Genomic DNA, 22,126 nt, shown 5'->3' with positions numbered 1-22,126 from the left:
TTACGGTTTAGTCAGCTTTTAGTAAGGGAGTCATGCAGAGCATGCTCGAATAGAGCGGATTATGCTGAAGCAGGATTAAGCTTAGGTAGCTTTATTGAAATCACAGTGGTGATCGCTAAGAAGGCAAAAGAAACCCAAAGACACGCTGACAAGCCTGCCATTTGGAAGACCCATCCAGAAAGGACGGTACCAATTAAGCGCCCCATCGCATTGGCCATATAATAGAAGCCTACATCCAATGACACACCATCGCCTTTTGCATAGCTCACGATCAGATAAGAATGCAACGATGAGTTTACGGCGAACACCGCGCCAAAAATCATCAGACCCACCACAATCACGAGTTGTGGCTGCCAACCAATTTGCACAGCATAAGCGATTACGGCCGTAATGACCGACAGTAACGCCGCCCACGCAAAGGCCGCACTGCCATCAGGCACTCGCCCTTGCGCTTTACCCGTAATCTTAGGCGCTAAGCCTTGCACAAACCCATAGGCAATAACCCATAGCGCGAGAAAACCCCCGACCCAAAGGTGCGGCCAACCAAAGACAGTACCCAAGTAAATCGGCAGAGCAATCACAAACCATACGTCACGCGCACCAAACAAGAACATGCGCGCAGCCGACAGAATGTTGACCGGCTCCGACTTAGAAAAAATCTGACGGAACTTAGGTTTTACTTTCGCCTTGCCCAAATCGCTTTCAAGACCCAGTAAGCTGCCAATCAATACCAGCGTCAAAACGGCTGCCATGATCAGTACTGCGGCCTTAAAGCCCACCAGCGATAGCAATAAACCACCAATAAAGAAACCGACACCTTTTAGCGCATTCTTCGATCCAGTTAGGATGGCGATCCATTTATACAGCGCGCCTTGCTGATCGTCAGGCACTAACGTCTTGATAGAACTTTTCGCACTCATTTTGTTGAGGTCTTTCGCTATCCCCGACATTGCCTGAGCAAACATTACCCACGGAATCGTTAACCAGGCACTCGGCACCGCTAACATCACTAGCGCTGCAATCTGCATCCCTAGGCCAAGGTTCATGGTTTTATTCAACCCCAACCTTGCCCCTAACCAGCCACCAATAAGGTTGGTCACTACGCCGAAAAATTCGTAGAAAAGAAATAACGAAGCGATCTCTAGCGTGCTGTAGCCTAAATCGTGGAAATAGAGCACCACCAGCATTCGAAGGGCGCCATCCGTGACGGTGAAATTCCAGTAGTTAAACGTCACCAACATATATTGGCGAACACTTTTACTTAGATTGGCAAACATAACCCACCTTGTTTATTCAGTAAAAAGAGCTTTTGGACACCCATGATCCAAAAGCTCTACAAACTGTTATTCGCCTTGAGCAACCTGCTCGATATACGCAATTTGCACTGGTTTGGTAAACGCACCAGGACGTAAAGCCTGAACTTGTGAAACGATCTCATCTAATGCCCAATCACGCTCAAGCAATAGGTGCGCAGCAAGTAATCCTGTACGGCCAGAACCACCCATGCAGTGCATCGCCACTTTACCGCCTTTATCCACGATCTCTTGCAGTGTCGGAGAAGCCGCTTGCCATTTGGTCATGAAGTTACCATCTGGAGCACAATCGTCTTCGATTTCAATTTGAAACCATTGCATGCCCAACTCTTGAGTCAAAGAGCCAAGCTGTGAAACGTTTTTCTCTGCCAGTTCTTTATAATCCAAAGCCGTCACAATCGCTTCAACGCCCTGCTCTTTAAGCTGCTCTAAGCTCTCATATAGCGAAGCATCTTTAGTACCCGGGCAAGGCGTTAAGATCAATGCGCCTTCAGCAACATCTAGTTGCCATGTTGGATGAGCTAAAATTGAATCTGTCATTGTTATTTTTCCTTATGCTAAACCAACAGTACGAACCAACTCGGCTGTGCGAGTGGCGTAACCCATTTCATTGTCATACCACGCATAAATTTTCACCATGCGCTTACCTACCATCATCGTTGACAGAGCATCAACGATGGTTGAGCGAGGATCACCTTTGTAATCAATCGATACCAATGGGCGCTCTTCAAAACCTAAAATACCTTTTAGCTCACCTTGCGACGCTTCTTTCAGTAATGCGTTGACTTCTTCTACCGTCGTATCACGCTGTACATCAAAGATAATGTCCGTCAATGAGGCATTGGCTAGTGGTACACGCACCGCGTGACCATTGATCTTGCCTTCAAGCTCTGGAAAAATTTCCACAATCGCGGTGGCCGATCCTGTCGTGGTCGGAATCAAGCTCATGCCACAAGCGCGAGCGCGGCGCAGATCTTTATGCGGTGCATCCAAAATAGTTTGCGTGTTGGTCAAATCATGAATCGTCGTAAAGGCCGATTGCTCAATGCCGATTTTTTCTTGAATCACTTTTACAATGGGCGCGATGCAGTTTGTAGTGCATGAAGCCGCGGTCACAATGCGATGAACGTCTGGGTTAAAGATAGCGTCATTTACGCCAACCACAATGTTTGCCACGCCTTCTTCTTTAACAGGAGCCGACACCACCACGCGCTTAACGCCTTGTGCCAAATATTTATTTAGTAGCTCAGTTTTACGATGCTTACCGGTCGCTTCAATCACCACATCACAGCCAGACCAATCCACCGCATCAATCTCTTTCTCACGTGTGGTTTTGATGCGCTGACCAGCAATCAACATCTCATCGCCTTCCGCAGTAACCTCGTGATCCCATCGACCTTGAACTGAATCGAACTCAAGTAAATGCGCCAGAGTATGGCAATCACCCGCAACATCGTTTACCAAAACAAACTCCAGCTCTGGCCAATCGAATGCAGCGCGAAGTGCAAGGCGGCCAATACGGCCGAATCCGTTAATACCTACTTTAATAGTCATAATCGAGTCTCTTTCTACGTTTATTGGCAGCAAACAGGACGAGCCTGAATCGCGTTAAGTCTATCTATGTCTTGCTGGTACTCTGTCTTTAAACAATTTGACGCAACAAGATCGTCAATCAATTTATTCATCCATCCTGGTAAAGATGACGAACGACGATAAAACACCCATTGCCCTTGGCGCACATCCACCAAAATACCGGCCGATCTTAGCTGAGCAAGATGACGAGAAATTTTCGGTTGGCTTTCATTGAGCGCTTGAGTTAAGTCACCAACACACAAGCACTCCTCACGCATGATTAGCATTAAGCAACGTACGCGGGTTTCATCGGCAAGTAGTTTGAAAAACTGATGTGGCAACATAATTAATATACTCATATATGGATATGCGTATATCTTTATCTATTTAATCGGGAAGATCAAGTGGAAAAAATTCGATGTCACAAAAAGTTCATAAATAGCGCAATCAGGAAAGTAACCACCAGCACTCTGAGATGGGTTCATTGAATCAAGGTTGAAGCGCTGATGATAAAGAAAAATAAGCGAGGGAAGGGTCGGTAGAAAGGCGTCGATAAGATTGAAAGAATGAGCAGAAGCCACGGTACGCGACTGCTCATAAAAAACTGCGAATAAAAAGTAAGCCCTCAGAAATTGGGCGAATCTTTTAGCTTTTGGCCATCGCCAATAGAGCGCCGCAGCCGACAAACATCGAACCAAACACTTTATTAATTTTACCCATCACACGATCGGAACGGATAAAGCGGCCCATTTGAGAGGCTAATGTGGTGTACCCCAACATCACAATGGCATCGATCACCACCGTCGTGGCACCAAGGATAAGAAATTGCACCAGTTGCGGTTTTGATGGGTCAATAAACTGTGGAAACAGCGCCACCAAAAAAACAATTGATTTAGGATTGGTTAGATTAATGAACACCGCATTGCGCATCAGCAGCCAACCACTTAAGTGTTCATCACTATTGTGCGTAGATAGGCTATTTGTATCACGCCATTTTTGAATCCCTAACCACACGAGATAGCCCGCACCAACCCATTTAATGACGGTGAAAGCCATCGCTGACTGCGCAACCAGAGCACCAATACCAGCGCCAACCAAGACAATATGGAAAGCCAATCCAATTTGTAGGCCAACAATCGCCCCTAAAGATCGGCGTGTGCCATAACTAATGCCATTGCTGATTGAGTTAACGGTGCCCGAACCAGGCGCAAGACTGAAAACGATCGCCGTAACGACATAAGCGAACCAAACATGCAATTCCATGCTATTTCCTCTCGACTAAACGTATTTAGCCGCACATAATTTAAACTCGTTGCACCACCCCAAGATGTTAGGGCCAACAGAACATGACGACAGAGAGCGTAATCATTCAGTCTCCTTATACTCAAGAGTCTAATTTTGAGCAAGCAATCAATAATGAAGTTGCTGAGCAATGGCGCGAGCGCGAAGAAGGCTTTATAAAGACCCGAGATAAACGACAACTTTATTGGATTTCTCTCACCTCGCCCAAGCATTCTAAAGCGATTGTTGTCGTCAATGGCCGTATTGAGTGTAGCGATAAATATCAGGAGTTGTTTTTTGACCTCTTTCAGCAAGGCTACGATATTTATTCTTACGATCATCGGGGGCAAGGGTTATCTGAGCGCTTAATCGCTCATTCTGATATCGGCTATGTGGAAGAGTTTGATGATTACGTTGATGACTTAGCGCTGATGGTGAAGCATTTCAATTTAAGCCGTTATGACAAACGTTACCTCCTCGGCCATTCAATGGGCGGTAACGTAATGACTCGTTACGTACAAACCCATCAAGATCAGCCATTCGATGCCATCGCCGCCACCGCGCCTATGTTTGGAATGAACATCAAATGGTATTTAAAACCGATTGCGATGGTACTAAGCCAATTACTGACGGCTCTGCACAGCCAGCCGAGCTACGCCCCTGGACAAGCACCTTATTACTCGAAACCTTTTGATGGCAACTTACTGAGCCAAAGCCAAATTCGCTACCAATGGTTCAGAAAACTATACGACGAAAAGCCGCAACTTCAAGTGGGTGGCGCAAGTACACGTTGGGTGTGGCAAGGTATGATGGCATGCAAGCAATGCTTGCTGCTCACGCGCCAAATAAAACGGCCTTATCTATTGTTGCAAGCGGGTGATGACCGCGTCGTGTCAAACTCAGCACAAATTCGTTTTATCAAAAAGTTGGCCAACACCAATTCTCAATGTGCACTGAAAATTATTCATCATGCACGTCACGAGTTATTGTTTGAACGTGATGAATACCGAAATCAAACGTTACAAACCACCTTAGATTTTTTCGCTCAACATTGATCTCATCGCAGGTTAAATAAGGAAAATGCGTGATACTTTTTTACCCTCTTTTTCCGGTCTAAATTCAAGTAGACTGTGCTTTATCGCAATGCGAATCTTCGTATTGCTGCGGTAGTTCAATGAGGACAATATGACCACCACACGCAAAGACACTCCTTTTCAAATAGTTGCATCTGATCTTGATGGCACTCTTCTTGCGCCAAACCACCAGCTAAGTGACTTCTCAAAACAAACGTTGAAAGATCTGCACGACAAAGGTTACACCTTCATCTTTGCAACTGGTCGTCACCATGTCGACGTGGCGAGTATCCGTGAGCAAGTGGGTATTCCGGCGTATATGATCACCGCCAATGGCGCGCGCGTGCACGATCAACAAGATCAATTAATGTACAGCAACAATGTCCCTGCTGACTTAATTCCATCCGTGATCGAAACGATCAGTGTGGATCCTGAGATCTTCATTCATATCTACCGTGATGAAGATTGGATGTTGAATCGCGATGATGAAATGCTGCGTGAGTACCACAAAGATTCTGGTTTTACTTACACGTTATTTGATATTCAAAATCCACCAACGGAAGGCGTGGCAAAACTATTCTTCACTCATCCAAAGCAAGACCATGATTATCTGGTCACGTTTGAAGAAAAGCTGAATAGCAAATTCGGTGATGCTCTTAACATTGCTTTCTCAACACCTTGGTGTTTAGAGGTGATGGCCGCTGACGTATCCAAAGGGGAAGCACTTGAAGCGGTTGCGGAATCGATGGGCTTAAAACTCGACAACTGTATCGCTTTTGGTGACGGCATGAATGATGTCGAAATGCTGCAAATGGCAGGAAAAGGCTTGGTAATGGAAACCTCACACCCACGCGTTAAGCAAGCACTGCCAAATAATGACGTGATTGGTAGTAACGCTGATGATGCGGTTGCGCATTACTTGCGTGAACATTTGTTTTAAGTCGCTTATTCGTGATGAGAAGGCAGCTTTGGCTGCCTTTTTTATGTTTATTGCCGCCATTTTTTCTGATCATTTATTCCTTTCCAGTTTTGGGCAACTTTTCGCGCAGGTTCGCTGTCTATAAGCAAGAGGTCTGGTTCCACTTTCAATAACCAGACATAATAGCTTTGATGACCGTTCGCATAAGGAAGAGATACATGAAGGCGCTGAGAACCCCAGCGGCAATCGCCAGTCTGATGGCACTGCAAGCTTGCTCAATGTTTAATGCTAGCCCAGAGCTAGACCCCACTAAGAGCCACGCATCCAACGCCAGTTTGGACCAACCAAGCTCCATCAAACCTCAATCTTTTATTATGCGAGGTGAGGTCATTCTTGGGCATGAAGTCAGCTCTATTCAACCTTGTGGTAGCGAACAGCAGTATTGGTTATCACTGGATAATGATAAATTTCAACAAAGCATGAAGCTTATCAATACGCCTTATCAACCGATGTATGGCGAAATGATTGGTCACTTAGAAACGTCTGGCAGTGATGGATTTGATGCTGACTACAGCGCTCGTTTTGTGGTTGATAAAGTGAACTTGCTGACGGCCGAAAACCCGCAACGATGCCAACGCGCGGCCCAGAATACCCGAGCCTTTGGTAATGAGCCGTCTTGGTCACTCGATTTCACCTCGAGCTATTTGAGCTTTCAGCCTATGGGAGGCCAAAAGCAAAATTTGACGATCAATTCCTCACGAATCGAACCAAATCGACGTCGCTACGATTTTGATCAAGGGCAGCTTGAGCTCAACCTACGCAGTTGCTCTGACACCATGAGCGATACGCTTTATGGTTGGAGTGCGAGCCTACAAATAGACAATAAACGCTATGAAGGCTGCGCTACGCTCTCTAACGATGACGCAACAAAAGATTGGGTGGGTATTTATCAAGCCGCTTCGACCAAAAATAGCACCTTCAGCGTCAGACTGGATTTACATCCCGACCATGCCGCAACCACGACTTACCAGTACCAAGATGGTAGTGGGGACTCCGTTGAGCGAGGCTATTGGCAACAACTAAATCATGACCAACTGCAAGTCGTGATGACACACCACCAGCAGCAGCCGTTACTTTCTGAACGTATTTTTAATCGAAATGGTTATCAGCTTCATGCTGGAAAAGAAAAGGTGGGGAATATCATTTACCCTATCGCAGATGGCGGACTGGTCTTATTTAAATCAAAACAACAAACCGATGCCACGGCCATTGACCATTCGGTACAACAGGTACGACAACCAGCACTAAAAGAACCACTGGCGGTCGCTTCCTCTGCTCAATTTAATCCTAAGGTCGATCGCGCATTACGGGATTATTTCACCATGCATAACACCGATCCGAGTAATACACGCTATCGCTGGCTAACCTATGATTTAAATGGTGATGGACAGCCTGAACTTTTAGCGCAATTGGATTGGTGTGGTTCAGGTGGCTGTACCTTATTGATTTTTGAGGACCACCAAAAACAATGGCGATTCAATAGCCGAGTCACCTTGGTCAATACGCCACTCAATGTCGGACACAAAACACAGCACGGCTGGCGTGATCTGGTGCTCTTTGTCCGTGGCGGTGGCGCAGAGCCGAATCAACATGTCCTCCGTTACGATGGGATTAGCTATCCGATGAATCCAAGCATTGCGCCCGTCGCAGGACTGAATGATATAAGCCAAGTTCAACTCTTTAGCGATGGCTTAACGCCACACCAACAAGGGGTACAGATGTAATGACATCGTCATTCACTTCACCGACCGATCAGCGCACCACAGAGAAAACCGCTTGTTCAGGCTGTGGGTTACATCACCAATGTGTTTGCCTGCAACAACCCACATTTGATATACCCGCGCACATCGCGTTACTGATGCATGAAAATGAATTAGCACGTGAAACGAATACCGGTCAGTGGTTATTAAAAACCATTGCTTCGACGAGTCAGCATATCTGGCAGCGTAAGCAGCCTTGCCCCACTCTGATCGACTTAATCGAAAACCCCGCTTATTGTGCTTACTTGCTCTTTCCGAATGAAGACAGTATCGCACTAAGTGACGCCACTGCAGCCACACAGAAAAATGGAAAAAAACCGTTATTTATTGTTCTCGATGGGACTTGGCAAGAAGCAAAGAAAATGCTGCAAAAGAGCCCATGGCTACAGGCTCTTCCAAGCGTGCATTTAACGCCACAACAACAATCGACCTATCAATTGCGTCGTAACCAGCAGCAAGGACACCTATGTACCCTTGAAGTAGGAAGCTGCATAGTGGCGGAACTCGGATTAGAACCGCAAGCTCAGCAACTGGATGATTTTTTCCAATACTATATGCGCGCCTTTAAAGCCGACAAAAGCGGCCATGCTCTCAAACAGTAAGCGAACAGGCCATCACTCCAAACGTGATGGCCTTTAAAGTTCTAACAATGCCGCTAATCGATCAATTTCAATATCAGGAAGGACACGGGCATCGCGAGCGTGTGTGAGCAATATACCTTGATCGTTATACCAGCAAGCTTGAAAACCATTGCGTTTCGCTCCGGCGACATCGGTATGAAGATGATCTCCGACATGTAAGATATGGTGCGGCTCAAGCGCGAGATGCTGATGTGCTTTAACAAACATGTCAGCATGAGGCTTTGCATTGCCATCACGCCCACCTTTCAATACCAAACAAAAATACTGACTTAACCCAATTCGATCTAAGTCGACATTACCATTGGTTATCGCCACCAGCGGTCTCGTTTTAGCCAATAACGCCATTACGCGGTGTGTTTCGTCCGGCACCACGAAATCGCTGCGGTGCGCCAAGGTCACTTTCAGTAAATCATCCGCCGCTTGTTGAGCTTGCGCCAATGAGTAGCCCAAAGCGATCAACCCTTGCTCGGTCGTTCGATGACGCCACAAAGTCAGATCGCTGTTTAGACCGGGATCTTGTTCTGCTAATGACGTTTTCAAATCCAACCACCAGCGGCTTGAACGCGTCGCTGAAATCGGGTGATGAAGATGAAACCATTGATTCACTTGCTGAGTCATCTTTCTGATCACCGGACGGTTATCATATAACGTGTCATCAAGATCAAAGCTCATCGCTTTGATGGGCTGTCGTGAACGGTAATATTTCATCTTGTCACCTTCTTGCTGCTATCAAATCCATTGTTTGAAATCGAATTATTTCTTTCTCGCTCTAGGATGAGCCTGGTCATACACTTCCGCCAAATGTTGAAAATCAAGGTGGGTGTAGATTTGCGTCGTGGATATATTTTCATGCCCAAGCAGCTCTTGTACCGCTCGAAGGTTATTGCTCGATTCCAACATATGCGTTGCAAATGAGTGGCGCAATTTATGCGGGCTAATATGGCTCGCCACTGATTGCTTTTGCCCCCATTCCGCCATGCGTTTCTGAACATTACGGTGAGAAATACGTCCACCAAGTTTAGACACAAACAACGCATTTTCATCGCTATTGGCTAAACTTGAACGCACTTTTAACCATCTTTTCACCCACTCTTTCGCCATGCCGGAAAAGGGAACCTTACGCTCTTTATCGCCTTTACCAATCACTCGCAACTCACCGCTAAATAAGCTGACATCTTTAAGATTGATACTGACCATTTCAGCCAAACGCAGACCGGCACCGTACATCAATTCCATCATTGCGCGATCACGAATCGAAAGCGGATCGTCATCCGTCACATCGAGCAATTGCCCAACTTCATCAACATCCAGGTTTTTAGGCAAAGGGCGTTTTTTCTTCGGGGCGGAAACCCCTTTTGCAGGGTTAGCCGATAGCACTCCACGTAACAAAAGAAAATCAAAGAAACTGCGTAAACAAGAAAGTCGAGTAGCTAAGCTGCTGGCCTTCATGCCTTCTCGCATGCCTTTACTGGCTAATTGACGCACCCAAGCGGCATCGACTTGCGTCCAATCATTGACTCCCATGCTGCGCAAATGCTGAGCCATGGTTTCCAACTGTTGTTTGTAATTGCGTTGAGTATGGAGACTAAGCCCTTTTTCGCTTCGTAAATATTCATAGAAACGCTCTAAGGGCTTTTGCAGACTATTAGGCAGAGGTTGTACTGATTCGCTCATTGCTGTCCAATTGCCAAGGTAGCGTCACGATCACATGAGAGAGAACGGAGGCTAAATGGCGTAAAAACAAAGTATCCATATGGGGTTGGAAGTGGCCGCCATCTTCACTGGAAAACGCGATCAATCCTTGAGTTTTCCGTTTAATTAAAGGTAGCACAACATAAGAACCCAGCTCTGGTGACGATGTATTCTCACCAAAGAGCAATTCTCGGTCGGCTTTACGCATGCGGCCTAAATACGCGGATTTACCATTAAGGTTATTGGTTGCAAAGCGTTGGTAATGCTCTTGTAGCAGCAGATTGCGCGAAACTGACGACTCAAATAATCGCACATAGGCAATTAAGTCGAGTGATTTCGCTTTATTCTCGACCGCGACTATCGCATCAGACACGGTTTCACATTTTAATAGTTGCTCTTGCAGATCCATAAACTCGTGAAACGTTCTGTCATTGTTGGCTGCCAGCGACATCAAGGTCGTAATTTCTTCTTCTAACTCTTCAATGCGCTGACGCTGACGGTTGAGTTGGATATGAACCAAAGAAACCGCGCCTTGCTCTTGCTGTTGAATAGCAAGGCGATCGACCAACTCACGACGGCCTACGAAAAAATCGGGATGATCACGCAGATACTCTGCGACGACTTCTGCAGTGAGTGCATCTGCTTCAATTTGAGACACAAAACGATCCTTAATTAACAGTTAATCTGGCCATCATAAACATGGCTAGCGGGACCCGTCATGTAAAGTGGGTGCCCGACGCCCTTCCAGCGAATGCTAAGAGAGCCGCCCGGTAAATAAACCGTAACATGTTCATCAAGTAAACCTTGTGAGACCCCTACCGCAACCGCAGCACAAGCGCCACTGCCACAAGCTTGAGTTTCTCCGGTACCACGCTCATAAACGCGCAACTTCACTTCGTTACGGTTCAAGACCTGCATAAAGCCAGCATTAACACGTTCTGGGAAGCGTTCATGAGATTCTAATAGTGGGCCAAGTGTTTCAACTTCAGCCGTATCTACATCATCCACAACCGTCACAACGTGCGGGTTGCCTAAGCTCACCGTACCACAAAATAGTGTGTGATTTTCTGTACGTATAATGTAGGTTTTTTCCATTTGCTTGGCTTTAAATGGAATTTTGTTTGGCTCAAATTCAGGCTCACCCATATTAACGGTAACCTGATCATCCTCTTCGATCATGAGGATCATTTTGCCTTTTTTGGTACTCACACTAATGCTGTATTTATTCGTCAGCCCTTTCATGCGAGCAAAGCGAGCAAAGCATCGAGCACCATTACCACATTGTTCGACTTCACTGCCATCGGCATTGAAAATTCGGTAATGAAAATCCGTTTCAGGATCGTAAGGCGCTTCAACCACCAAAAGTTGGTCAAAGCCAACACCTGTGTAGCGATCCGCCAAACGACGGATCAAATCAGGTGAAAAAAAGATGTTTTGAGTAATGCAATCCACAACCATGAAATCATTACCCAAACCATGCATTTTAGAAAAATGGAAATGCATACAGTCTCTGTTACTCCGGTAATACACTCTCTAGTGCCCACAGACTCGTGAGTTCTTCACGCTGGCGAACAAGGTGGGCTTGGTTACCATCGACCATGACTTCAGCCGCGCGAGTACGTGTGTTGTAGTTTGACGACATGACAAAACCATAAGCACCTGCAGAACGCACCGCTAAAAGATCATTAGGTTCTAATGCTAATGAGCGATCTTTACCTAAGAAGTCACTGGTTTCACAAATTGCCCCCACAACATCATACTCGGTCGCTTCTGTATTGCGTGGATTTACCGGTACGATATCTTGCCAAGCTTGATAAAGCGCAGGGCGCATTAAGTCATTCATCGCAGCATCCACAATCGCGAAGTTTTTGTGTTCAGTATGCTTTAGAAATTCAACTTTGGTCAGCAACACACCTGCGTTCGCACAAATCGCACGCCCAGGCTCAAATATTAATTCAAGATCGCGGTGATTCTCTAAACGCGCTAATAGCGCTTTGGCATAATCGGATGGTTGAGGAGGAAGCTCATCACGGTAAACCACGCCAAGGCCGCCACCGACATCTAAGTGACGTATGTTAATGCCTTTGCTTTTCAGATCATCAATCAGAGTTAATAGACGATCGGTCGCATCAATAAAAGGGGTAATATCGGTCAACTGAGAACCAATATGGCAATCAATGCCTTTTACATCAAGGTTGGTCAGTTGCGTTGCCAGTTCATACACTACTGGCGCACGATCAAACGCGATACCAAATTTGTTTTCACGTAAACCAGTCGAAATATAAGGGTGCGTCTGCGCGTCAACATCGGGATTAATTCGTAGTGATACCGGGGCTTTAACACCAAGGTCTGCTGCCACTTTATTTAAGCGTTCCAGCTCAGGCTCAGATTCAACGTTAAAACACTTGATACCCAACTCTAACGCGCGTTTCATTTCAGCTTCAGTCTTACCCAAACCAGAAAAAACAACTTTACTTGCTTCACCACCGGCAGCAATGACTCGCTCAAGCTCACCACCGGAGACGATATCAAAACCAGAACCTAAACGAGCCAAAGTATTCAGCACGCCAATATTCGAGTTCGCTTTAACCGCAAAGCACACCAAATGTGGGTGCTCACCTACCGCTTTATCAAAAGCATGCCAGTGTCGCTCTAGCGTCGCACGTGAATAAACGTAAAGTGGTGTGCCAAATTGCTCTGCTAAATCAGATAAAGGCACATCTTCGGCCCAAAGTTGACCATCATCCTGATAATTGAAGTAATCCAAAATTGCTTTCCCTTCTAAGATTTTTTTGTCGACTGACCGACATTACTTGTCGATATTAATTTTCTTGAGACTGCTCATTCTGCGGAGCGTCACTTGGCATGTATAACGGTCCTGTTTGACCACATCCTACCAAACCCAACATGGATAGTAGAAACAGAGCTAAGATTGATTTTTTCATAGGGCTAATCGTGATTATTATTCCAATGCCCCCTATAATCGCACCACACTCAAGAAAAGCAATAGGATAGACAAGATGAACGAGACAGAATTTCATCAACTTGCGGACAAGCAAATGCAAATCATCGAAGAAATGATCGATGATTCTGGTGCCGATATCGATTTTGAAACCTCAGGAAATGTGATGACTCTCGAGTTTGAGAATCGCAGTCAAATCATTATTAATCGCCAAGAACCGATGAAAGAAATCTGGTTAGCCTCTCGCTCAGGCGGCTTTCATTTTGCTTATGTAGGGCAGCAGTGGATCTGCTCGAAGACAGGTGTTGAATTGATCAACATGGTGAAGCAAGAGTGTGAAAAACACGCCGACGAAGAGATTGAATGGGTATAAAGCTTCCTGCATCAAGAGCACGCAGCGCCACTTGTCGGTAAAAAAAGAAAGAGCACCAAAAGGTGCTCTTAACATTCATTAAGCATTCATTGCGCGTATCGGTTTTACATAAGCTGCGCCATCATTCCGATAAGGCACAATGTAAGACGCTTCTTCCTTACTGTGCACAATCTGATAGTACTGCGGAAGATTGAAGTTAATTAACTTCGACTTCACCTCATTCTCATCTCGAACAGAAGTGTAGAAGCTATTAACGTTAGCAATCATCTCATCTTTCTCACCATTAAACTGGTGATACACTTCAACGCGATTTGATTCATCCAATACGTAGATATTAAAGCCTTGTTCGTCATCTTCGAAGAAGAACTGCACAAGACCTTCACTGGCAAAATTATCCACAATCTCAGGCAATTGGTAGTCTTGCTCTTGATCAAGCATTAACAATGGTGAGCCTTTCAGCTTGTTAGTCGAAATGCTGCGATAGAAATCGACAGAATTTTCTAACATTTGCACCGATACACCGCGTCGTTCGAAGAACAAACCGTGCATCTGCTGACCAATGCGAAGCGCTTTGAAGCGACGACGCTTTTCTTGCTCAACCGGTTTAAGGCGTAGGTCAATGCATTCAGCTAATAGCTGATACACCATATTACGCATCACACCACGAAGGTTTTTGCTGTAACAAAAGACATCCACTGATTCCGGCGGTAAAGCATCTTGGTGCATTTTACCCAATACGGTTTTCAAGGCGTCCAGCATCGCCGTCTCACCTTGAAAATGCAAAGTACGCACTTCATGCCAAGAGTTGCGATAAACCAAATCAACACTACCCACTAAACATTTTTGTTCTGGGCCATAACTGAATACATCAATATTTTTGAGATCGACTTTAAGCGATTTACCGCTCAAATCCGCCGTTGGATCATCTTCAAAGTTAATGAACATCGCCAGCTGGCTTATCTCACATGGGCTTGCCAATGCTTGCATGGTTGGGCGACGCTTGCGAAGTGAAAAGGTATTACGCAGATCACTGACCATTTGGTAGAACTTATCGATATCCAAATGCGCATCACGAATCACCGAGTTTAAACGCGTCGACTCAGTGATGAGACCATTAAAGAATGCCCAAGCGACCAATTTGCTCAAGTACTCGTTGTGCTCAAGGTGTGGCTGACCCAAAATGCGAATCGGCTGTAATGGTTGTTTATATAGATACCAGCCCGATTGGTTTGTACGGCCTTTAGGTACCTCAATAAACGTCAAATCAGCTTCATGCAAGTCAGGCGATATTTGAGGGTTAAGTAAGGTTACTTTGCCTGGAAGTACTTCAAAAGCTGCGTATAACTTACGCGCTAGGATACTGATGTCTTGCGGGCTAATCGCCGACGTAATGTCATTGCGACGAGCAAATTGAATCAAGTTTCGATAGCTGAGCATCAACGCATCAAGCAAAGCATGATGCACCACTTTGACCTGCTCAACTTTCCAATGGCGGCGATCGTCTAGTTCAACAATCGTTGACTGCGGCCACTCCCATTGCTTCACCATCTCGTTCATTGCCTCACGACGCCAAGCTACGGAACCAACACCAGGCTCTCGTGACAATTTTTCATGCGTTTTGAGATAAAAGCAGCGACGAACTAAATCCAGACGAGTGCTATCTCCAATGCGCTCTAAGTAACGAGTTACTTTCTCAAGCATCAGATAATAAGTATCCATCCCGTAGAGATCGGGTTCATCGGCAAAAAAACGACGCTTGGTATCTAAACTAAGTAGTTGAGTATTTGGGTACTCCCACGAATACGCTTCTAATAGAATGGCCTTTAATACGGATTTATAAGGTGAGTCGATACTCTTATACAGTTGCCATAGATTGGAGCCGAAGTATTCTTCCGCTGGAATCCGGTTCAACTGACCAAAATCAATCCAGTCAGCACAATCAATTGCACCCTCTTGGCACAAACGTTCAACGTATTCGTCGTAGCACTCTTCCATTTCAGGCGGAACGATCTGCCATAATAGATGTTGACCTGCTAAGCGTACTGCGCTGCGATAAAACTCATCGAGTAATAACATGTGCTGCGATGAACCACAGTTATCACCGGTCATTTCTTCTGAGCGATTTGATTTAAAACGGTCGGCATCCATGATGAAGAAGTTGGCTTCTACACCTTGGCTTTGCGCCCAGTCGGTAATCAACAAGCATTTGGCATTGAGGCTTTCGCGCTCATCATGCGGCATCAAAGGTGACACGCACACCCAAATATCAAGATCACTGGATGTACTTTGCCCAATGGAGGACGTACTACCCATCGTGTATAACGCTAAAATGGCGGGAGTTTCTCGCGAAGTGAGCGACTGCCCAATCGTGAGCTCGGTATCTTCGACAAACTGGCGTTGTTCTGAATTCAGCTCAAAACCGTGAATACCAAAAGGGACTTGCGCGTCATAATAGCCAGGAAAAACAGGGTGATTATAGTGCAGAAGGGCAGGAATAAGATGGAAGACTCGCTGAGCTTGCAAATCCATAAGCGCCAGCGCGCGATCAATTCGCTGCCGGTTTAGGGTATTTAATCTTTGGATCAACTTCTCAGTGTAAGCCTGCAAGGGTTATTCCTTGAATGATTTCCTATTCGATGCTCTGATTAATTATCAACCTAAAGCACCAACAAAACGTGATCAATCTATCATTTTTATTTGAATTGGTAAAGATTTGTACGATCGAATCTACATTGTTTTGCTGCTCAACTGTCGCTATTTTCTCAACGCCTAGTTTGGTCTCTAACCGCTTTTTCTAATAACAGCCTAGCCTATAAACGGGATAATCATCACACTATTTTGGTAATAATATGCTACCGAAACGAGAATTCCTCCTCACTTGCAATCCAAAGTAATTTTTTCCCCGACACAGTGGTACGATAAGGGTATTCACCTTTAAATTATCGTAGGCGATCATGACACACACATCCCCAATCCGAATTGCGACACGTAAAAGCCCACTAGCCTTATGGCAGGCTTACTTTGTTAGAGATGCACTGCAAGCCGCTCATCCAGGCTTAGAAGTAGAGTTAGTCACGATGGTCACTAAAGGGGATGTGATTCTCGACACTCCATTAGCGAAAGTGGGTGGTAAAGGTCTGTTCGTAAAAGAGTTAGAAGTCGCGATGTTAGAAGGTCGCGCCGATCTTGCTGTTCACTCGATGAAAGACGTACCCGTTGATTTTCCTGAAGGCCTAGGCCTGGTGACGATTTGTGAGCGTGAAGATCCGCGAGACGCCTTTGTCTCCAATACCTACAACTCGATTGATGAACTGCCTCAAGGCGCCGTAATCGGCACTTGTAGCTTACGCCGCCAATGCCAAATAAAAGAACGTCGCCCAGACATTATCATTAAGGATCTGCGTGGAAACGTAGGCACTCGCTTAGGCAAATTGGATGCGGGCGAATACGATGCGATCGTTTTAGCGGCTGCAGGCCTAAAACGCTTAAAGCTTGAAGAGCGTATTCGTAGTTTTATGGAAGCTGAAGAATCATTACCAGCTGTCGGTCAAGGTGCGGTTGGCATTGAGTGTCGCTTAGACGATGAACGCCTAATCAAACTTCTTGCCCCACTTAACCACAAAGACACGGCAGATCGCGTCTTATGCGAACGTGCGATGAATCTGACTTTAGAAGGCGGTTGCCAAGTACCGATTGGCAGCTATTCTCTGCTCGATGGTGACGAGATCTGGTTAAGAGCACTGGTTGGTGAACCAGATGGTTCTCAAATTATTCGTGGTGAAATTAAAGGACCACGAGTTCAAGCAGAAGAATTAGGTATCACTCTTGCCAACCAACTCCTCAATGACGGCGCTAGAGATATCCTAACTAGGCTTTACGCAGAGCACGAGTAAACACCAATGACAGTCTTGGTCACTCGGCCCGGTGAACAAGGGGAAGCGCTTTGCCAACTGCTGCATTTACATGGCATTGAAGCGCTTCATCATCCTCTGATCACCATTCAAAGCGGGGAACAACTTTCCCGCTTACCTGAGCAAATCCTCAACGCTGACATTATCATTGCCGTCAGTCAGCACGCGGTAATATTCGCCAACAAAATCCTATCTCAAACCCAAGACAAATGGCCTCAATCAAAGACTTACCTTGCCGTTGGTCAAAAAACTGCACACTATCTAGGCAGAGTCACGCAACAAAACGTACACTATCCAGAGGTAAGTGATAGTGAACATTTACTCCGAATGACGCAACTGAGCGATGTCGCAGGACAACAAATTTTAATCTTGCGCGGAAATGGGGGCAGAGAGCTCATCTTTGACACCCTCGTAGGACGAAAAGCTCGGGTTGGATATTGTGAAGTGTATAAACGAGAAAACCTCGCTTTTCGCTCAGAATTAACCGTGCCATTCTGGCAAGATAAGCACGTAAAGCAATTGGTCATTACTAGCTCGGGGCAGCTTGATTTTTTCATTCAACAAATCGCACCTCAATACCAAAGCTGGTTACAACAGTTAACGCTCTTCGTACCAAGCGCACGGATAGCACATGAAGCGCGACGATTTGGATTCCATTCTGTCGTCAATACAGGCAGTGCTTCAAACCAAGATTTATTGGCAACTCTCTGGCCAAACAAACAGGACGAGAACAATGACAAATAAAAAAAACAACAACGATAACGTTGAATCAGAGAAAAATACCGCAGTGAACACTGACGAACCGCAGAATAAAGATGCTTCCAGCGTATCGAATAAAAACGCGAAAGAAACCATCGAAACTCCAAAATCGGCGCAACCGGTTCAAGAAACAGCGACAAAATTTGAAGAGAAACAAGGTAAACGAGGCGTAAAACTCGGTATCGTTGCCATTGTTCTTTCCATCGTATTTGGTGGTGGCCTGACCTACCACTTACAGAAAAAAGACGCGCTATATCAAGCGCAAATCGACGCTCTTCGTACTCAGCTTGAACAAACACAATCATCACTCAGTAGTGATCTTGCTGCCACAGAGCAAGCGACAATAAAAAAAGCGACGGAAGTCACCCATCATGCAGAAACGATTTTAGCGCAGCAGCAAAAAAGCATTGAAAGCCTGCAACTGGCAATTTCTGATGTAAAAGGTCGACGCCCTAATGATTGGCTATTGGCTGAAGCGGACTATCTCGTTAAATTAGCGGGGCGCAAATTATTTTTAGAACACGACGCTGAAACCGCGACATTATTAATGGAAAGTGCCGATCAACGTATTGCCTCACTCAACGATCCTAGCCTTGTACCATTACGCAAACTGATGGCACAAGACATTACTACCCTAAAAACGATTCCAATTATTGATCGCGACGGCTTAGTTCTACGACTAACGGCTCTACAACAACAAGTCGACAACCTACCGCTTGCGAATGCAATTCTGCCTGAAGAAGTACAAGAGCAAACACAAGAAGTCTCACAAGATATCAACGATTGGCAAGATAACTTAAAAACCTCGCTTAAAGATTTCTCAGAAAACTTTATTACCTTCCGCTCACGTGACGGCAATATTATCCCGCTGCTTTCGCCGCAACAGCATTTCTATCTCAAAGAGAATATGAAAGCCAAGTTAGAAACCGCCATCAAAGCAGTTTATCTTGAGCAACAAGAGGTCTACACCGGCGCACTTGATATTGCGGAACAATGGACGCAATCGTTCTTCGATGCCGATAGCAATGCAGTGAAAGAATTCGATAAGGCCCTTACTGAACTCAACCAACAAAATGTTCAGGTCGACTATCCAATAAAACTGGCGACTCAACAAACATTGTCAGATGTCATTCGTGACCGTTTAAGACGTGAGGTAACAATATTAGGAACGGAGGGTAAATAATGTTTAGACTCATCTTTCTTTTTATTGTCCTTGGCGCTGGGCTTTATGTCGGTAGCCAATATTCAGGGCAACAGGGTTATGTGTTAATTTCCATTGCGAATACCACACTCGAAATGAGCGTAACGACACTCCTCATTTTCATCATCGCAACTCTCGCTGCATTATTTGGCCTCGAGTATTTAATTAAAAAGATGTTCTATGCCAGTTCAGCAACATGGAATTACTTTAGCGTACGAAAAATGCGTCGTTCTCGTCGTCTAACGAATGAAGGAATCATCAGCCTACTGGAAGGGGATTTTAAAACGGCTGAGAAAAAAGTGACCCGCTGGGCGAATCATCATGATATGCCACTACTCTGCTATCTCGTCGCTTCTGAAGCGGCACAAGGCATGTCTGATGACAAAAAGCGTGACCATTACCTTAACCTAGCATTAGAACAAAAAGATTCCCGCTTAGCTGTTGAGTTGACTCGTGCAAAGCAGCAAGTGCGCGAGGGGATGTTTGATGATGCTTCAACAACACTATCGTCTTTAAGCGTTGACTACCCTAATAATGCTGTCGTACTGAAGCTGCTTAATAACGTCTACCTTGAACTAAAACTTTGGCAGCCACTGTTAGATCTCCAGCCAAAATTAGCAAAAGCAAAGCTCATTACTAAAGATGAACAGCAACAGCTTGAGCTGCGAGCAGAATGCGGTTTATTGACAGAAATTGCAGAGCAAAAAGGAAGTGAAGGTCTAATCCAGCACTGGAACAGTCTTTCTCGTAAATTGAAGACTGATTTACACCTTGTTGAATGTTTTTCTACTCAGTTGATCAAACGAAAAGCGGATGAACACGCTTTTACTGTCGTAAAAGAAACACTGAAAAAACATCCTGCCGCAGATTTGTATAAATTACTTCCGCAAATGAACCTAGCAGATAACCACCCAGCCATCGTTTTCTTAGAGGACGTACTACGTAAAGATGGCAATAATGCCGAAGCGCATAGTGCACTGGCTCAATTCCAGCTACGTAATCAGAAGTGGCCAGAAGCCCAGCAACACTTTGAAAAAGCACTCGCTGTTCGTTCGAATGTTTCTGACTATGCATATTTGGCAGACACACTAGAGAAGCAAAATTTAAATAAAGCCGCACATGAAGTATCAAAGAAAGCACTGACATTAGTCGGCAAGTAGCCATAATTTACTTCTTCTCTAACCACACTCTTAAAACCGACCAAAAGGCCGGTTTTTTTATATCCAACACAAGGTTCGCCTCTAAACTGCTACTTTGCCAAGCTTCAATGCCAATAAAGACACGATCAGTGACTTTGATACAAATAACCTTAACGTCGATCGAACGAGAGCAAGCAAATAGATTTAGTTATTTCTTAAGGAAAGATTAGAAGGGCTTCAAGAAAAACCGAGGACACGCCATTTTTCTCTCAAATCCTCATCGTGTGAATGCCTTATTAAAAGTGATATCCACAGCCATACCATTCCACGCGTTGCTCCCCCTCACCCTCTAACACTATCTATTTCAGCGAGTTACCACCGATGTAAAAAAGCCCCAGCATTTCTGCTGACGCTTAATATATGGCAGGGGTGGAGAGATTCGAACTCTCAACACGCGCTATTTGATATTCGGGGAATCCGATGCTCAGCCAATGGAGCTGAGGCAGTTATTACAGACGTAAAAAAGCCCCAGCATTTCTGCTGAGGCTTAGTATATGGCAGGGGTGGAGAGATTCGAACTCCCAACACGCGCTATTTGATATTCGGGGAATCCGCTGCTCAGCCAATGGAGCTGAGGCAGTTATTACAGACGTAAAAAAGCCCCAGCATTTCTGCTGAGGCTTAATATATGGCAGGGGTGGAGAGATTCGAACTCCCAACACGCGCTATTTGATATTCGGGGAATCCACTGCTCAGCCAATGGAGCTGAGGCAGTTATTACAGACGTAAAAAAGCCCCAGCATTTCTGCTGAGGCTTAGTATATGGCAAGGATGAAGAGATTCGAACGCCCGACATGCGCTATTCGATATTCGGGGAATCCGCTGCTCTACCAATTGGAGCCAATGCCGTTATTACAGACGTAAAAAAGCCCCAGCATTTCTGCTGAGGCTTAGTATATGGCAAGGATGAAGAGATTCGAACGCCCGACATGCGCTATTCGATATTCGGGGAATCCGCTGCTCTACCAATTGGAGCCAATGCCGTTATTACAGACGTAAAAAAGCCCCAGCATTTCTGCTGAGGCTTAGTATATGGCAGGGGTGGAGAGATTCGAACTCCCAACACGCGGATTTGGAATCCGCTGCTCTGCCAATTGGAGCTACACCCCTAAATATCTAGCATACGCTAGATTCAAAAAAACCTCGCTTGAAGCGAGGCTCTTGAATAAGTGGCGGAGTGGACGGGACTCGAACCCGCGACCCCCGGCGTGACAGGCCGGTATTCTAACCAACTGAACTACCACTCCGCAGTGGCAAACTTACCGTAGTAAGCGTCCATTTTGTTTCTAGATGGTCTATCTAAAAACGAAATTTAAAGCCTGGCGATGTCCTACTCTCACATGGGGAAACCCCACACTACCATCGGCGCTATTGCGTTTCACTTCTGAGTTCGGCATGGAATCAGGTGGG

At 45.5% G+C, this 22,126-nt stretch carries 21 protein-coding genes, 2 tRNA genes and 1 rRNA gene; 9 read left to right on the top strand and 15 right to left on the bottom strand.

Annotated features, from left to right (window positions below; all coding sequences use genetic code 11):
- Positions 1-59 precede the first annotated feature (59 nt).
- The 5 genes from arsJ to rhtB all read right to left on the bottom strand — a co-directional run bounded on the left by arsJ (position 60) and on the right by rhtB (position 4,148).
- The gene (gene arsJ, locus OJ16_RS07275) at positions 60-1,277 is read right to left on the bottom strand and encodes an organoarsenical effux MFS transporter ArsJ (protein ID WP_040988969.1); all 1,218 of its coding nucleotides are present in this window, start codon (positions 1,275-1,277) and stop codon (positions 60-62) included.
- Between the two features lie 66 nt (positions 1,278-1,343).
- Positions 1,344-1,859: a cyclin-dependent kinase inhibitor 3 family protein gene (locus OJ16_RS07270; protein ID WP_040988967.1), complete on the bottom strand. Its 516-nt coding sequence runs from the start codon at positions 1,857-1,859 to the stop codon at positions 1,344-1,346.
- Positions 1,860-1,865: 6 nt separating this feature from the next.
- Positions 1,866-2,867 (bottom strand): ArsJ-associated glyceraldehyde-3-phosphate dehydrogenase, encoded by a 1,002-nt coding sequence (locus tag OJ16_RS07265; RefSeq protein ID WP_040988965.1) that lies wholly within the window; start codon positions 2,865-2,867, stop codon positions 1,866-1,868.
- A gap of 20 nt (positions 2,868-2,887) precedes the next feature.
- Entirely contained in the window at positions 2,888-3,229 is a 342-nt protein-coding gene (locus OJ16_RS07260) for a metalloregulator ArsR/SmtB family transcription factor (RefSeq protein WP_006713603.1), read from the bottom strand.
- A gap of 301 nt (positions 3,230-3,530) precedes the next feature.
- Positions 3,531-4,148, bottom strand: coding sequence for a homoserine/homoserine lactone efflux protein (rhtB, locus tag OJ16_RS07255; protein WP_040988960.1), 618 nt, complete (start codon positions 4,146-4,148; stop codon positions 3,531-3,533).
- A gap of 83 nt (positions 4,149-4,231) precedes the next feature.
- Here rhtB and OJ16_RS07250 point away from each other — a divergent pair, with 83 nt between their 5' ends.
- From OJ16_RS07250 to OJ16_RS07235, 4 genes are all read left to right on the top strand, one after another.
- Positions 4,232-5,221 (top strand): alpha/beta fold hydrolase, encoded by a 990-nt coding sequence (locus tag OJ16_RS07250; protein WP_040988958.1) that lies wholly within the window; start codon positions 4,232-4,234, stop codon positions 5,219-5,221.
- A gap of 130 nt (positions 5,222-5,351) precedes the next feature.
- A complete protein-coding gene (locus OJ16_RS07245; protein ID WP_040988957.1) occupies positions 5,352-6,179 on the top strand; it encodes a Cof-type HAD-IIB family hydrolase in 828 nt (275 codons plus the stop codon).
- Between the two features lie 197 nt (positions 6,180-6,376).
- Positions 6,377-7,942 carry a COG3650 family protein gene (locus tag OJ16_RS07240; protein ID WP_040988955.1) on the top strand — a complete coding sequence of 522 codons (1,566 nt, stop codon included), beginning with the start codon at positions 6,377-6,379 and terminating at the stop codon, positions 7,940-7,942.
- Positions 7,942-8,580 carry a tRNA-uridine aminocarboxypropyltransferase gene (locus OJ16_RS07235; RefSeq protein ID WP_040988953.1) on the top strand — a complete coding sequence of 213 codons (639 nt, stop codon included), beginning with the start codon at positions 7,942-7,944 and terminating at the stop codon, positions 8,578-8,580. Before OJ16_RS07240 ends, OJ16_RS07235 begins: the two co-directional genes overlap by 1 nt.
- Before the next feature lie 33 nt (positions 8,581-8,613).
- Here the strand turns inward: OJ16_RS07235 and yigB are convergent, their stop codons facing one another.
- The 6 genes from yigB to lptM are packed head-to-tail and all read right to left on the bottom strand — an operon-like array spanning position 8,614 to position 13,256.
- Positions 8,614-9,327 carry a 5-amino-6-(5-phospho-D-ribitylamino)uracil phosphatase YigB gene (gene yigB / locus OJ16_RS07230; RefSeq protein WP_040988951.1) on the bottom strand — a complete coding sequence of 238 codons (714 nt, stop codon included), beginning with the start codon at positions 9,325-9,327 and terminating at the stop codon, positions 8,614-8,616.
- Between the two features lie 45 nt (positions 9,328-9,372).
- Positions 9,373-10,293, bottom strand: coding sequence for a tyrosine recombinase XerC (xerC, locus tag OJ16_RS07225; RefSeq protein WP_040988950.1), 921 nt, complete (start codon positions 10,291-10,293; stop codon positions 9,373-9,375).
- Entirely contained in the window at positions 10,265-10,969 is a 705-nt protein-coding gene (locus OJ16_RS07220; protein ID WP_040988949.1) for a DUF484 family protein, read from the bottom strand. Before OJ16_RS07220 ends, xerC begins: the two co-directional genes overlap by 29 nt.
- 14 nt (positions 10,970-10,983) lie before the next feature.
- The gene (gene dapF / locus OJ16_RS07215; RefSeq protein ID WP_040988947.1) at positions 10,984-11,814 is read right to left on the bottom strand and encodes a diaminopimelate epimerase; all 831 of its coding nucleotides are present in this window, start codon (positions 11,812-11,814) and stop codon (positions 10,984-10,986) included.
- 10 nt (positions 11,815-11,824) lie between these two features.
- Complete coding sequence (gene lysA / locus OJ16_RS07210; protein ID WP_040988945.1) at positions 11,825-13,078, bottom strand: diaminopimelate decarboxylase; 1,254 nt, start codon at positions 13,076-13,078, stop codon at positions 11,825-11,827.
- Positions 13,079-13,133: 55 nt separating this feature from the next.
- Positions 13,134-13,256, bottom strand: a complete 123-nt coding sequence (gene lptM, locus OJ16_RS20285; protein WP_408063502.1) for an LPS translocon maturation chaperone LptM — start codon at positions 13,254-13,256, stop codon at positions 13,134-13,136.
- A gap of 75 nt (positions 13,257-13,331) precedes the next feature.
- Here lptM and cyaY point away from each other — a divergent pair, with 75 nt between their 5' ends.
- On the top strand, positions 13,332-13,646 hold the full coding sequence (cyaY, locus tag OJ16_RS07205; protein WP_040988943.1) for an iron donor protein CyaY: 315 nt from the start codon (positions 13,332-13,334) through the stop codon (positions 13,644-13,646).
- A gap of 78 nt (positions 13,647-13,724) precedes the next feature.
- On the opposite strand, the gene OJ16_RS07200 is transcribed toward cyaY, so the two are convergent.
- The gene (locus tag OJ16_RS07200) at positions 13,725-16,253 is read right to left on the bottom strand and encodes a class I adenylate cyclase (RefSeq protein WP_040988941.1); all 2,529 of its coding nucleotides are present in this window, start codon (positions 16,251-16,253) and stop codon (positions 13,725-13,727) included.
- A 347-nt stretch (positions 16,254-16,600) separates the two neighbouring features.
- Here OJ16_RS07200 and hemC point away from each other — a divergent pair, with 347 nt between their 5' ends.
- Genes hemC through OJ16_RS07180 form a run of 4 tightly spaced genes read left to right on the top strand, consistent with a single transcriptional unit; the run spans position 16,601 to position 20,677 of the window.
- Positions 16,601-17,539 (top strand): hydroxymethylbilane synthase, encoded by a 939-nt coding sequence (gene hemC / locus OJ16_RS07195; RefSeq protein ID WP_040988939.1) that lies wholly within the window; start codon positions 16,601-16,603, stop codon positions 17,537-17,539.
- A 6-nt stretch (positions 17,540-17,545) separates the two neighbouring features.
- Entirely contained in the window at positions 17,546-18,301 is a 756-nt protein-coding gene (locus OJ16_RS07190) for a uroporphyrinogen-III synthase (RefSeq protein WP_040988937.1), read from the top strand.
- Positions 18,291-19,499 carry a uroporphyrinogen-III C-methyltransferase gene (locus tag OJ16_RS07185; RefSeq protein WP_040988936.1) on the top strand — a complete coding sequence of 403 codons (1,209 nt, stop codon included), beginning with the start codon at positions 18,291-18,293 and terminating at the stop codon, positions 19,497-19,499. The genes OJ16_RS07190 and OJ16_RS07185 overlap by 11 nt, the downstream gene beginning before the upstream one ends.
- Positions 19,499-20,677: a heme biosynthesis protein HemY gene (locus OJ16_RS07180; RefSeq protein ID WP_040988934.1), complete on the top strand. Its 1,179-nt coding sequence runs from the start codon at positions 19,499-19,501 to the stop codon at positions 20,675-20,677. The genes OJ16_RS07185 and OJ16_RS07180 overlap by 1 nt, the downstream gene beginning before the upstream one ends.
- Before the next feature lie 1,072 nt (positions 20,678-21,749).
- On the opposite strand, the gene OJ16_RS07175 is transcribed toward OJ16_RS07180, so the two are convergent.
- The 3 genes from OJ16_RS07175 to rrf all read right to left on the bottom strand — a co-directional run.
- Positions 21,750-21,826 (bottom strand) — tRNA-Trp (locus OJ16_RS07175).
- 60 nt (positions 21,827-21,886) lie between these two features.
- Positions 21,887-21,963: transfer RNA gene (locus OJ16_RS07170), tRNA-Asp, on the bottom strand.
- A gap of 70 nt (positions 21,964-22,033) precedes the next feature.
- A 5S ribosomal RNA gene (gene rrf / locus OJ16_RS19600) occupies positions 22,034-22,126 on the bottom strand; the annotation flags it as partial.

It is taken from the genome of Vibrio renipiscarius (assembly GCF_000827885.1).
Classification (GTDB): Bacteria; Pseudomonadota; Gammaproteobacteria; order Enterobacterales; family Vibrionaceae; genus Vibrio; species Vibrio renipiscarius.
This window is presented reverse-complemented; position numbering and strand designations above follow the sequence as displayed.